The 12192-nt window shown below is 70.3% G+C and carries 11 protein-coding genes and 1 pseudogene; 5 read left to right on the plus strand and 7 right to left on the minus strand.

All coding sequences use genetic code 11. The annotated features are described in order from the left end of the window. Positions 1 to 606: 606 nt before the first annotated feature. Positions 607 to 1029 carry a secondary thiamine-phosphate synthase enzyme YjbQ gene (locus PV343_RS01250; protein ID WP_319144848.1) on the minus strand — a complete coding sequence of 141 codons (423 nt, stop codon included), beginning with the start codon at positions 1027 to 1029 and terminating at the stop codon, positions 607 to 609. Positions 1030 to 1128: 99 nt separating this feature from the next. On the opposite strand from PV343_RS01250, the gene PV343_RS01255 reads away from it, so the two are divergent. Beyond that, the gene (locus PV343_RS01255; RefSeq protein ID WP_319144849.1) at positions 1129 to 2223 is read left to right on the plus strand and encodes an NAD(P)-binding domain-containing protein; all 1095 of its coding nucleotides are present in this window, start codon (positions 1129 to 1131) and stop codon (positions 2221 to 2223) included. Between the two features lie 12 nt (positions 2224 to 2235). Here PV343_RS01255 and mltG read toward each other — a convergent pair whose 3' ends face one another. Together mltG and PV343_RS01265 are read right to left on the minus strand one after the other, a co-directional pair. After that, positions 2236 to 3210: an endolytic transglycosylase MltG gene (gene mltG / locus PV343_RS01260; protein WP_319144850.1), complete on the minus strand. Its 975-nt coding sequence runs from the start codon at positions 3208 to 3210 to the stop codon at positions 2236 to 2238. A gap of 68 nt (positions 3211 to 3278) precedes the next feature. Beyond that, the gene (locus PV343_RS01265) at positions 3279 to 5081 is read right to left on the minus strand and encodes an ABC transporter ATP-binding protein (protein ID WP_319144851.1); all 1803 of its coding nucleotides are present in this window, start codon (positions 5079 to 5081) and stop codon (positions 3279 to 3281) included. Between the two features lie 113 nt (positions 5082 to 5194). Between PV343_RS01265 and PV343_RS01270 the strand changes: the two genes are divergently transcribed. Further along, positions 5195 to 5644: a MarR family winged helix-turn-helix transcriptional regulator gene (locus PV343_RS01270; protein WP_020938474.1), complete on the plus strand. Its 450-nt coding sequence runs from the start codon at positions 5195 to 5197 to the stop codon at positions 5642 to 5644. Between the two features lie 61 nt (positions 5645 to 5705). Here the strand turns inward: PV343_RS01270 and PV343_RS01275 are convergent, their stop codons facing one another. Both PV343_RS01275 and PV343_RS01280 read right to left on the minus strand, forming a co-directional pair. Beyond that, positions 5706 to 7340: a peptide-N4-asparagine amidase gene (locus PV343_RS01275; RefSeq protein WP_319144852.1), complete on the minus strand. Its 1635-nt coding sequence runs from the start codon at positions 7338 to 7340 to the stop codon at positions 5706 to 5708. Between the two features lie 59 nt (positions 7341 to 7399). Continuing rightward, positions 7400 to 8098 carry a L,D-transpeptidase family protein gene (locus PV343_RS01280; RefSeq protein ID WP_319144853.1) on the minus strand — a complete coding sequence of 233 codons (699 nt, stop codon included), beginning with the start codon at positions 8096 to 8098 and terminating at the stop codon, positions 7400 to 7402. A gap of 262 nt (positions 8099 to 8360) precedes the next feature. On the opposite strand from PV343_RS01280, the pseudogene PV343_RS01285 reads away from it, so the two are divergent. The 3 genes and pseudogenes from PV343_RS01285 to PV343_RS01295 form a co-directional block, all read left to right on the plus strand. Next, positions 8361 to 9293, plus strand: a pseudogene (locus PV343_RS01285) (ABC transporter transmembrane domain-containing protein); the annotation flags it as partial. Between the two features lie 87 nt (positions 9294 to 9380). Continuing rightward, positions 9381 to 9620 carry a hypothetical protein gene (locus PV343_RS01290; RefSeq protein WP_319144854.1) on the plus strand — a complete coding sequence of 80 codons (240 nt, stop codon included), beginning with the start codon at positions 9381 to 9383 and terminating at the stop codon, positions 9618 to 9620. A 429-nt stretch (positions 9621 to 10049) separates the two neighbouring features. Next, positions 10050 to 10232 (plus strand): hypothetical protein, encoded by a 183-nt coding sequence (locus PV343_RS01295; RefSeq protein ID WP_319144855.1) that lies wholly within the window; start codon positions 10050 to 10052, stop codon positions 10230 to 10232. Between the two features lie 464 nt (positions 10233 to 10696). Here PV343_RS01295 and PV343_RS01300 read toward each other — a convergent pair whose 3' ends face one another. Next, positions 10697 to 11206: a hypothetical protein gene (locus PV343_RS01300; protein WP_319144856.1), complete on the minus strand. Its 510-nt coding sequence runs from the start codon at positions 11204 to 11206 to the stop codon at positions 10697 to 10699. 247 nt (positions 11207 to 11453) lie between these two features. Next, the gene (locus PV343_RS01305) at positions 11454 to 12170 is read right to left on the minus strand and encodes a hypothetical protein (RefSeq protein WP_319144857.1); all 717 of its coding nucleotides are present in this window, start codon (positions 12168 to 12170) and stop codon (positions 11454 to 11456) included. Positions 12171 to 12192: the final 22 nt, after the last annotated feature.

Here is a 12192-nt window from a genome sequence, read left to right on the forward strand (position 1 = left end):
CGGCAGAGGTGACATGGCCGCTGCACGTCTATCTGCTCCTCGCCCTCGGCGCCGTCGCCCTGTGTCTGCCGGGCCTGGCCCTCCTCGAACCGGGGCCCCGGCACGTGCTCGTGGGGCGCGTGCTGCGGCGTGGCCGCCCTCCCGCCGCCCGGCTCGGCGCGTCACCGCCGCTGCCGCCCCTGCCCCCGCTGCCGGTGGTCGCGGCGGCCCCGGTCGACCCGGTGCTGGCCACCGCCTGCGACGACCCCGTGTACCTGGCGGGCCTGCGCTCCCTGCTTCCGCCCAGCCGGCCGATGATCATCGTGCCCAGCGGCCTGTCGGACGTCAGCCGCCCGGAGGAACTGCTGTGGCCGCTGTTCGAGCACCGGCTGAGCCGCTCACATCTGCGGGTGGACCTGCGCGACTTCGGGATACCGCTCGCCCCGTACGTGGTGGAGCGCGAGCTGAGCTGCCCCGCAGCCAGGACGACTCCGTCCTCCTCCTGCGTGTCAGCTACCGCGCCTACGACCCCTACCGCTTCGTCTCGGAGGAGGAGCCCTTCGCGGAGCTGTGAACCCGCGCACGGAGGTCGGTCCCCGGGGTTCCCTGACCCGGGCTCGGCCCGCCTCAGCCCAGGAAGCTCAGCCGCACCTTGCGGTCGGGGTTGTCCCGGTTGGTGTCGACGAGGCACACCGACTGCCAGGTGCCCAGTTCCAGGTGGCCGCCGATGACCGGGAGGGTCGCGTGCGGCGGGACGATGGCGGGGAGGACGTGATCGCGGCCGTGGCCCTGGCTGCCGTGCCGGTGCTGCCAGCGGTCGTCCGCCGGGAGCAGGGTGTGCAGGGCGGCCAGGAGGTCGTCGTCGCTGCCGGCGCCCGTCTCGATCACGGCGATACCGGCGGTCGCGTGGGGCACGAAGATGTTCAGCAGGCCGTCGCGGCCCGCCGCCGCCTCGCGCAGGAAGTCCTCGCACTCCGAGGTCAGGTCGACGACCCGCTCCCGGGAACCGGTGGCGACGTGCAGCATCCGAGTGGTGAAGGCATCTGACATGACCCCATCCTGACCCATGCGCCGGTCTTCACACCTCACGGCGCGACCCTGAACGGCCCCCGGGGGAAGATCCCGCTGCACCCCACTGTTCGTAGAAACGTGAACGAATTGCGCGAGGTCGAAGTGGTCGTCATCGGTGCCGGCCAGGCCGGTCTCTCCAGCGCCTACCACCTGCGGCGCACCGGTCTCGAACCGGACCGCGACTTCGTGGTCCTGGACCACTCCCCCGGCCCCGGCGGCGCCTGGCAGTTCCGCTGGCCCTCGCTGACGTACGGCAAGGTGCACGGGATGCACGCGCTGCCCGGCATGGAGTTGACGGACGCGGATCCGGACCGGCCCTCGGCGGAGGTCATCGGCGCGTACTTCGACCGCTACGAGCGCGCCTTCGACCTGCGCGTGCGGCGGCCCGTCGACGTACACGCCGTGCAAGAGGGGAACGACGGGCGGCTGACGGTGCGTACCTCGGAGGGCGACTGGTCCACGCGCGCGCTCATCAACGCGACCGGAACCTGGGACCGCCCGTTCTGGCCGCGGTATCCCGGTCAGCGCACCTTCCGGGGACGGCAGTTGCACACCGCGCAGTACGCCGGGCCCGGGGAGTTCGCCGGACAGCGGGTCGTGGTCGTCGGCGGCGGGGCCTCCGGTACCCAGCACCTGCTGGAGATCGCCCCGTACGCGGCCGCCACCACCTGGGTCACCCGGCGGCCCCCCGTCTTCCGCGAGGGCCCGTTCGACCAGGAGGCCGGCCGGGAGGCGGTGGCGCTGGTGGAGGAACGGGTACGCCTCGGCCTGCCGCCGAGGAGTGTGGTCGCGGTCACCGGGCTGCCGCTCAACGACGCGATCAGGCAGGGGCTGGCCGACGGAGTCCTGGACCGGCAGCCGATGTTCGACCGGATCACCCCGGACGGCGTGGAGTGGGGCGAGGGGCCGGACGCCCGGCGCGTCGGCGCCGACGTCATCCTGTGGGCCACCGGCTTCCGGGCCGCCCTGGATCACCTCAGGCCGCTGCGCCTGCGCGAACCGGGCGGCGGGATCCGCGTGGAGGGGACCCGCGCGGTCGCCGACCCGCGTGTCCACCTCGTCGGGTACGGGCCGTCGGCGAGCACGATCGGCGCCAACCGGGCCGGGCGCGCGGCGGTACGGGACATCAGACGGCTGCTGGCGGAGGAGCCCGCCGAGCCGGCCGTCGCATGACGTCCGGCCGGTTCAGCGGGGCGGCTGGGTGGCCGGGGGCTGGGTGACCGCGGGCTGGGTCGCGGGGGGCTGGGTCGCGGGGGGCTGGGTCGCCGGAGGCTGGGTCGCGGGGGGCTGTGCGCTGCCGCCGGTCTGCTGCGGCTGCGGCTGAGCGGTCTGCGCCTGGTGACGGGCGTTGAAGTCCGCCACGTTGCGCAGGTGCTCGGAGTAGTCGGCGGTGAAGCGGGTGTCGCCGGGTCCGACGGTGACGAAGTACAGCCAGTCACCGGCCGGCGGGTTGAGCGCGGCCCGCATCGCCTGCTCGCCGGGGTTGTCGATGGGGGTCGGCGGCAGCCCCATGCGCTGGTAGGAGTTGTACGGGCTCTCCATGCGGGTGTCGGCCTCGGTGGTGTGCACGGTGTTGCGGTTGAGCGCGTAGTTGATCGTCGAGTCCATCTGGAGCGGCATGCCCCGCTGCAGCCGGTTGAGGACGACCCGGGCGACCTTCCCCATGTCGGTGCTGGTGGCGGCCTCCGCCTGGACGATGCTGGCGACGGTGACGGCCTGGTACACGTCGGTCGTCCCGCGCTGCGCTCCGGCGGCGACCGGCGCGCGGTTGTAGCGCTGGTTGGCCGTGTCGACCATGGTCCGCAGCAGCGACTCGGGGGTCGAGCCCTTCGGGACGGTGTAGGTCGCCGGGAAGAGGTACCCCTCGGGGTTGCCGCCGGCCTCGTTCGGCAGTTTCAGGGCGGCCTTGCCGAGGGACTTGCGGGTGCTGCCGGGGGCCAGCCCGAGGGCCTTGTCGACGGCGTCGTACACCTGGCTCGCGCGCCAGCCCTCGGGGATGAGCAGCGTGGGCGGCTTCGCCTCCACGTGGTGCCCGCCGCGCAGGGTCAGCAGTGGCACCGCCACGGCGGTGCCGGCCAGGGCGGCGCCGGTCACGAGGAGAAGGAGCCTGCCCCGGCGCGTCAGTCGCATGGTGCTCCGTCGCGGAGTGTTCATCTGCATGCGGGCACGGTAATACGCGTATGGTCACAATCCCGACATATCGTCAGCTTGTCGGCCGAGGTCGCTCGTCAGCCGGCCGGCTCCAGCTGGGCGTCCCTGCGCACCAGGGCGGCGTAACGTCCGTCGGCATCGAGCAGTTCCTCGTGCGTGCCCCGCTCGGCGATCCGGCCGGAGTCCAGAACCACGATCTGGTCGGCGCCGCGGACGGTGGACAGGCGATGGGCGATGGTGAGGGTCGTCCGGTCGGCCGACAGGTTGTCGATGGCCTGTTGGACCGCGGCCTCGGTGCGGTTGTCCAGGGCACTGGTCGCCTCGTCCAGGATGAGGACCGGCGGGTCCCTCAGGATGGTGCGGGCTATGGCCAGGCGCTGCTTCTCGCCGCCGGAGAAGCGGTGGCCACGTTCGCCGACCACGGTGTCGTAGCCGTCGGGCAGCGCGGCTATGTGGTCGTGGATCTGGGCGGCGCGGGCCGCCGCGTGCAGTTCCTCGTCGGTGGCGTCCGGCTTGGCGAAGCGGAGGTTGTCGGCGACCGAGGCGTGGAAGAGGTACGTCTCCTGGGAGACGACGCCGACCGCGCGGGCGAGCGTGTCGAAGTCGAGGTCGCGCACGTCGACGCCGTCGATGGTGACGCGGCCGCCGGTGACGTCGTAGAGCCGGGGCACCAGGTAGCCGAGCGTGGACTTGCCCGCGCCGGTCGGGCCGACCACGGCCAGGCTGCCGCCGGCCGGGACGGTGACGTCGATGCCGTCGAGGACGGGCGCGCCCTTGCCGTCGTAGCGGAACTGGACGTCCTCGAAGCGGACCTCGCCCTTGATCTCGTCGAGGTGGACGGGCCGAGCGCGCTCGGTGATGTCGATGGGCAGGTCCAGGTACTCGAAGATGCGCTGGAAGAGCGCGAGGGAGGTCTGGATCTGGACGCCGGTGGCCAGCAGGCTCACGGCGGGGCGGAACAGGCCCTGCTGGAGCGAGACGAAGGCGACGATGGTGCCGAGCGACGCTTCCGGGCCGCCGACCTGGAGGGCGAGACCCGCGGTCCAGTAGATGACGGCGGGCATGGCGGCCATGACGATCGTGATCACCGCCATGCGCCAGCGGCCCGCCATGTTCGACCGCACCTCCAGGTCGACCAGGCGCTCGGACTCCTCGGCGAAGGACGCCGTCAGCGAGTCGGAGCGGCCCATGGTGCGGCCGAGCAGGATGCCGCTGACCGACAGCGACTCGGTGACCGTGGCGGCCATCGCGGCCATCTGCTTCTGCCGCTTCGTGGTGATCTTCTTGCGTTCGTTGCCGACGCGGCGGCTGATCCACACGAAGGCCGGGAGCAGGAGCAGCGAGACGATCGTCAGGCGCCAGTCGAGGGCGATCATCGCGACGATCGTGGCGACCACGCTGGTGGCGTTGGAGACCAGGGAGGTGGCGGTGGAGGTGACGGTGGCCTGCATGCCGCCGATGTCGTTGGCTATGCGGGACTGCACCTCGCCGGTGCGGGTGCGGGTGAAGAAGGCGAGCGACATGCGCTGCAGCCGGCCGTAGACGGCGGTGCGCAGGTCGTGCATGACGCGCTGGCCGACGGTGGTGGAGATCAGCGTCTGCAGCACGCCGAAGACGCTGGACAGGACGGCGCTGAGGATCATGCCGAGCGCGAGGAGGCTCAGCAGGCCCGTACGGCCGTCCGGGATCGCGACGTCGAGGGTCTCCTTCAGGAGGAACGGTGTGGCCACCGACACCAGCGAGGAGGCGCCGACCAGGACGCCGACGATGGCGAGCCGCCCGCGGTAGGGGCGGAAGAGTTTCAGGATGCGGCGCACCTGCCGGGGCTGTTCGCCCGCGTCGGCGGGTGGGGTCCAGGAGGTTTCACGGTCGGGATGCATGGGCTCCTACGGTGGTGAGCGGGCGCCGGCCCGGACGGACCGGCGGCGACTGGCGGATCGTAGCTCATTGTTACCTATACTCACAATGAACCGCATCCTGATATTGTTCCCGCATGACCAGCCCCGATCCCGACGGCCTGCTCGCCGAGCAGTTGCTGCGGCTCACCCGCCGGGTGCACCGCATCCAGAAGCGTCACCTGGAGCGGCGCGACGTGGGCGTCACCCCGGCCCAGTCCCGGCTGCTGCGCACCCTGGCGCACTACGGCTCGCCCCCGCGCATGGCCGACCTCGCCGAGCGCCTCGAGGTGGTGCCGCGGGCGGTGACGACGCTGGTCGACGGGCTGGAGGCGAGCGGCAAGGTGCGGCGGGTCGCGGACCCGGCCAACCGGCGGGTGACCCGTATCGAGCTGACGGACGACGGCCGGGCGACGCTGCGCGAGCTGCGCGGGGCACGCCGGTCCGCGGCCGAGGAGATCCTCGCGCCGCTGACGGAGAAAGAGCGCGAGGTGCTCGGCGTCCTGCTCGACACCCTGATCGACGGCGAGACCGCCCACCGCTGCTGACACCGCTGCTGACACGTCGAACGGCCCCCGCTCCGGGAAGGGAGCGGGGGCCGTGGCCGTCTCAGCAGCGGCTGCGGTCCTCGGTCAGCGCTCCTTGCGCCGTGGTGAGCTCCCGGTCGTAGCAGCCGGCGGCACCCTGCACGTGGTAGCGCTCGTGGGAGGTGCCGACCGCGTGCCGCTGGTCGCGCGGGACGTTGACCGTGTACGCGGCGTCGCCGGTGTAGGTGTCGTCGAGTCGCGACCAGGCGGTGCGCAGCCCGTCCCGCCGTTCCACGACGGCCGCCCGGTCGCCGAGGGTCAGCAGGGTGCGCAGCCGGTCGTCCGTGCCGAGGGTCGTGGCGCCGTTCATCGTGTACGTCCGGCGGGTGTGCGTCGACCGTTCGGGGCCCTGTCCCCGCACCGCGACGGTCTCGTCGTCCGTCCAGGTCGCGTCCAGGCCGTCCGTGTTCTCGCCCTCGGTCCAGCGGTGCGCCGAGGTGTTCGCGAGGGTGCGGGTGACGGTGGTGGTCACCCGGCCGTGCGAGGTGTCCAGGTAGCCCGAGACGGTGAGCCGGTGCCCGGCCCGTGTGTCCACACGGTTCTCCGGACCGGGCGTGTAGGTGGAGGTGTTGGCGATGTCGGTCGCCGTGTCCCCGGTGAGTCCGCCGGTGACCCGGGCGCGGTGCGCGTCCTGCCAGACCAGGACGTTGACGGGGACGCTCCAGCCGGACTGCCCCGCGGGCACGCCCACGACGGAGACCTCGACGCGGTGCGGGCGGCCGTCGTTCAGCAGCCCGGCGAAGGGCGTGAGGTCGTACTGGACGGGCCGGACGTCGAAGGCGCCCGGCGCGGGCACGACGTACCAGAGGAAGGGGTTGGACCATCCCCCGGTCCACACGTTCGGGAACGGGGCGGCGATCCCGGCGAGGCGGCCGTCGACCTTGATCTGCACCTCGCGGTACGGCCCGTGGTCGGCCTTGCAGGAGTACGACGCCGGATCGGCCACGGTCAGGTACCAGAACTCCTCGCAGCCGCCGCCCGATCCGGTGGCGTACACCTCGGCGACGACGCGTTCGCTGTTGCGCGGGGTGGTGAGGGTCGTGCCGTCCGGCGTGTCGGTGAGGGTGAGGACACGGTCGGGGGCAGGACTCTCGGGACGGCCCTTGTAGAAGGTGAGGGTCGCCTTCACGTCGATGACACCCGTGTAGGTGTCGTCCACGACGTTCCCGATGAGCATCTCGACGTCCCGCGGGGAGCGGAAGGTGTCGCTGTACCGGGTGACGTCCTTCTCCACGTGCCACTCGATGCCGTCCGGCGACGGCTCGGGCGTCGAGGTGCGCAGGATCTCGACGCCGCCGACGTGCAGGTAGCCGAGGCGGTCGTACTGGCGGCCCTTCACCTTGCCGTCGAGACGCAGCACGACCTTGCTCCAGCGGTCGCCGCAGCCGCGGGGCGGTGTGTACGCGCCCCGGTAGGGCGTGAAGTCCCGGAACTGGGTCTCGGCCAGGGTGACCTGGCAGGACTTGGTGTGCGGCCGGTCGACCGGCGGGGCGGCCGTCACCGGGTCGTGCCAGTCGGTGCCGAACTCGGCGGGAGCGTCCGCGGGTCGTGCGGCGGCCCGGGCGCCGGTGTGCGCCGCGGCGGTCCCAGTGCCGAGGATCGTGCTCGCCAGAAGGGTCGCCCCGGCGAGCATGGACATGACCATCCGTCTTCTCATGGCCGGTGTTCTACGGGGAGTCGGGGCCGCCCCGCAATGAGGCGTCCCGCGCCACAGCGCTACCCCGCCAGGTCCGCCTTGTCCCCCATCACCACCACCGGATGCCGCTCCGGGTCGAGTGTGCGCAGCAGGTACTCCATGGCCTGCTTCGACATGCTGACGCAGGCCGACGTGCCGCTGCCGTGGTCCATGTGCAGCCAGATGCTGCCGCCCTTCGCCTGGCCCTGGGGGCGGGTCGGGTTGTTCGGCGGGGTTCCCTTGACGCGGTTGTAGTCGATGGCGATCACGTAGTCGAAGTCGTGCCAGTGCGACTTGGCCCACCAGTGGGGCGCCGCGATGGACGGGTCCTGTGTGTACGGCAGAGCGGCACCGGGGTCCTTGAGCACGCCGCCCGCGTCGGTGAGGGAGAACACACCGACGGGGCTGCGCCGGTCACCCTCGTGGTGGTCGAGGGTCCACCCCTTCTTGCCGTTGTGCGCCGGCCAGCTGCGGACCCGCTGCCAGGTCGCGCCCTGCTTGGCGTAGAGCACGACCGTGGAGTCCGCAGAGTCCTTGCCTTCGCCGTAGACGGCCACGACCTGCCGGGAGTTCGCCGGAATGCGCTTGAGCAGCCGGGCACCGACCCCCGGGACGACGCGCGAGTCGCGGCTGCCCGCGCCGGACCGGGTCGCCTCGCCGCCCGGTTGTGGGTCGCTGTGGCCAGGTCCCCCCGCACCGCACGCGGTCAGGGCCGCCACGAAGGTTCCGAAAGCCGCCACCGCTACTGTCACTCGCCGCACCCTGTCGATCTGCACGCGCCCATGGTGACATCCCCTCGGCCGATCATGCGATCTTCCGGACATTCACCCCACCGGGCGACCGCTCCCACGGACGGACCCTCCGGCCCCTCCACGGCACCTGGCCGGAACTCTGCGCATTACACGGACCGTCCGGGAAAATCGATTGAAATCCACCGCTCTGCGACGCGACCCTGTCACGGCTTGCCGCCGCCGCCCTCCCGACACGAGCCACTGGGACGTCATGCAGATTCAAGACCTTCCGTACCCCAACCCTGGCGTACCGGACGCGCGTTCGGGACCACGCCTGCTGTGGTGGCTCTGGCGCAACCAGGCGGGCGGCCAGCTCAAGGCGCTGGCCTGGGGACTGCTGCACTTCGTGTCGGTCTCCGCCATGCCCTTCTGCGTCGGACTCGCCGTGCAGGCCGTCATCGACCGTTCCGGCACCCGGCTCGCCCTGGCGGGCGGCCTGTTGGCGCTGTGCGGCACGGGGACCGCCGTCGGCGACACCTTCCTGCACCGGACCGCCGTCACCAACTGGATCACCGCCGCCGCCCGGGTCCAGCAACTGCTCGCGCGCAAGGCGGCCCGGCTGGGGTCCGCGCTGACCCGGCGGGTCGCGGCCGGCGAGGTGGTGGCCGTCTCCACCGGCGACGTGGAACGCATCGGCTGGTTCGTCGAGGCTGTCTCCCGGTTCACCGCGGCCGCCCTGACGGTCGTCGTGGTCTGCGTCGGCCTGGCCGTCTACCAGCCCGCCCTCGGACTCGTCGTCGCCGTCGGCCTGCCGGTCGTGGCGCTCGCCGTGCTCCCCCTGCTGCCCCGGGCGACGCGCCGGGCCGACGTCCAGCGCACGAAGGCGGGCCGGGCGACCGAACTCGCCTCGGACACCGTCGCGGGCCTGCGCGTGCTGCGCGGGATCGGCGGCGAGGAACTGTTCCTCGACCGCTACCGCCGCGCCTCGCAGGAAGTGCGCCACGCGGCCGTGCGCAGCGCCCGCATGTGGTCCCTGATCTCCGCGATCCAGGTGCTGCTGCCCGGACTGCTGCTGGTCGCCGTGGTCTGGCACGGCGTCGGCCTGGCCCGGCAGGGACGGATCACGGTCGGCGAACTCGTCACCGTCTACAGCGCGGTCGTGATCCTCAACTACCCGCTGCGGCACTTCGAAGAAACCATGATGTAAGGGGGTAGTGGTGGGAACGGCCGTCTCAGCAGGTCAGACGCCCCGCCCGGCTGCCGGTAGGCCGGTCCCGCTACGCTCCCCCGCATGGAACCTGAGTCCCCGATCATGCCGCCCAAGATCAAGCCGTACGCCAGCGTCGCCGAGCTGCTGGCCAAGCTGGAGGGGCGGGCGGCCATGTGGGAGCGCGTAGCGCGTGAGAACAAGGAACGGGCCGAGGAATTCGAACGGGCCGCACAGCAGATCAGGGAGGGCGCCAATACCGTGATCGTCGGCCGGACAACGTATGTGCTCCGTGTTGACGGAAGTACAGACACGAACACATAGCCTGCGTACGCTGGTCTGAGTGCCCGTCACAGGGCGGGCCACAGGCCAAAGGACAACAGAAGATGATCTCCCGAGCGGACAGCGCGCGAGCGCTGAGAATGTCGCTTACCTCAGAGCCGTGCGGCGGCAATGGGCAAGCGACCCAGGAATGCCGGACGGCTCTTTGCATGCTCTGCACCGGGTCGACTCAAAGGCTTATGCCGGTCGGCACCCTCGGAATTCGATGCTGCCTTTACTGCGCCGAATTGCTGGGGGTGTCGGCATGAGCGCTCAACTCCCCGCTGTCGGCACGCTGGTTCGTGACGAGCAGTCAGGTAAGACCGGCGTAGTCATGGCGGAATGGGCGGGCGAGGTACTGCTACGGCCCGAGGGTGGCGGAGTCGAATGGGCCGCCGACCCTGACAAGCTCACCCCGGCCGGGGGCGAGTCATGAACCTTGGCCAGGACGCCGTCACCCTCGCCTACCGCGACTACATGCGGCACGTCGGCCACAACAAGGCCAGCGAGCAGTGCGACCAGTGCGTAGCCAACAGGTCGGAGCCGACCCAGGGTTGCGCTGAGGGTCAGCGCCTATGGGGTCTCTACCGGCTCAGCCGCATCGCGGGGCCCTGAGCGCCCGTCTAAGCCCCTGTCAGCCGCCCCGGACGCCCTTATCCCCCGAAGGGTGTTCGGGGCCTTCCTGTGCCCCCTCAGGGGCTTGTGTGACCTCATACAGCGCCCAACCCCGCCCGTACTTCCGGCGAGCGATGGACCACGGCTGCCGGGTGGCCTTCCGGTAGGCGACTAGGTCTTTCCATAGCCGGTCAGCGTCGGCACGGCTGAGGCAGCCAGTAAGGCGCTCGAATCGCTTCACTCGGCTTGCCCCCAGCAGGCACGGTCTATGTGGTCGGCGCACGCATCGGCGGTCGGCGTGATGGTCGGCTGGCCGCAGGCGTAGCCGTGAACGTCCCGGGTGATCGTCGTTCCGTCCTCGCGGATGAACGTCACGGGTCGGGACTCAGTGAACGGGCAAAGCATCGGGGCGATCCTTGGGTGTGGTGTAGGTACGTGCATAATGAACCAAGTGGCCTCTGCACCTATTCCGTGAACCGGTCGCCGCTGGTGTGGCGCAGTCCGTAGAGATCCGGCAACGCCCCCTCGTGCGGCACGTCGTGGCGGTACCCCACATGCGGCCCGGTATCCGGCACAGGATCGTCCGCCGGTACCGGCCTCATGCGCAGCGTCCTCACGTCTGTAGCGCCCGTGTCGACAAGCTTGTGATCGTCGTGCTCCGCGTAGGGCGGAATGACTAGCTGCGCGGCGAACGGGATCGTCGGCCACGCCGGAACGTGAATCCACGGATCAGACATGGGGTGATGGCCGACCCACTGCCACTCCCCCAGCCAGCGATTCTGACTGAAGCGTCCTCGCGCTGTGATCCGTATGTGGCCGCCGTTGGCCATGACACTGCCCCATCTTCCGTACGTCCTCATGACGTCGATCAGTTCAGCCCGGTTGTAGACCATCTCGGCTGCCGGTCCGGCGGGATGGACAACCCAGTGCCAGCCGGTGGGCGACGCTGTGGCGAACTCAATGAACACGTCCACTGTGGGGACGTTCCTCCATGGCATGGCTGAAACCCCGCTGCCCCGTTGCAACTTACGGCCCCGTAAGCGGAACCTAAGCTTCAACTTTAAATGATCGTTCCCGTGTAGACAGCAGCTATGGCAACAGAGTTTCTATAGTTTTCACCAAGTCGTCTCGGCCCACATTCGGCATTACCGAATCATTACTTAGGGAAACAAAAGAAAGCGACCACCTAGTAAATTTACTAGGTGGTCGCTCTCCGCTCCCCTACCGCTGGTGAACCTTTACGACCCTGAACGTCGTCGTTCCGGCGCCGTGGTTCCGGGTGAACTCCGCCTGCGCCTTGTTGGCGGCCGCCGGGGTCTGAGACCAGCGGTAAATGCCGTAGTGGAACTGCGGGCCGGACTCCGCCTCACGTCCCTCCGCCTCAGCCCTGGCAATCTGTTCGTCGTAGCGGGACAGGCGGTCACGGACGGCAGCCTTGAGGTCGACCGGCGCCATGGGGCTGCCGGAGTCAAGCCAATAGCGCTCGCCGTCGGCGTGAACGAGGTACACATTCGACCGGTCGGGGCTGTGAGGCAGCGGGTCGGACTCGTAGGCCACCTTGCCGCCCTTGACGGCCTCAATGAACTTGAGTCGGTCCGCGCGGATCTTCCGAGCTTCGGCGTGCTTGATCTTGGCCACCAACCAGCGGTTTTCGACCGACTCGACGGCGTACGTGTAGACCATGGTTTTACTGGTACGCGTGCTGACCGTGCCGTCCTGGTGCTGGTAGTAGTGCTTCCCGCCCTGCGTCATCTTGGTTTCCTCCGGCTCGCTGTCCTTGGACAGAACGGTATCAGACATGTCAATCACGGAACCCAGCCCCAGCCACTCAACCTGGTAGCGCCCTTCCGTCTTGCCGGGACCAGTCACCACGCCGCGCATGCCCTTGGCCTCCGCCATGTTGCCCACGTAGGTGACCCGGTCTCCCGTCTTGAGCACCGTTCCCCTCCCCTGCTGTCGT

This window comes from Streptomyces sp. WI03-4A, assembly GCF_033792105.1.
Classification (GTDB): Bacteria; Actinomycetota; Actinomycetes; order Streptomycetales; family Streptomycetaceae; genus Streptomyces; species Streptomyces collinus_A.

Excerpts from the sequence above, each read along its gene's own strand:
- PV343_RS01250 (WP_319144848.1), bottom strand. The coding sequence starts at position 1,029 with ATGTCAGATGCCTTCACCACTCGGATGCTGCACGTCGCCACCGGTTCC.
- mltG (WP_319144850.1), bottom strand. The coding sequence starts at position 3,210 with ATGCAGATGAACACTCCGCGACGGAGCACCATGCGACTGACGCGCCGG.
- PV343_RS01265 (WP_319144851.1), bottom strand. The coding sequence starts at position 5,081 with ATGCATCCCGACCGTGAAACCTCCTGGACCCCACCCGCCGACGCGGGC.
- PV343_RS01270 (WP_020938474.1), top strand. The coding sequence starts at position 5,195 with ATGACCAGCCCCGATCCCGACGGCCTGCTCGCCGAGCAGTTGCTGCGG.
- PV343_RS01275 (WP_319144852.1), bottom strand. The coding sequence starts at position 7,340 with ATGAGAAGACGGATGGTCATGTCCATGCTCGCCGGGGCGACCCTTCTG.
- PV343_RS01290 (WP_319144854.1), top strand. The coding sequence starts at position 9,381 with ATGGAACCTGAGTCCCCGATCATGCCGCCCAAGATCAAGCCGTACGCC.
- PV343_RS01295 (WP_319144855.1), top strand. The coding sequence starts at position 10,050 with ATGAACCTTGGCCAGGACGCCGTCACCCTCGCCTACCGCGACTACATG.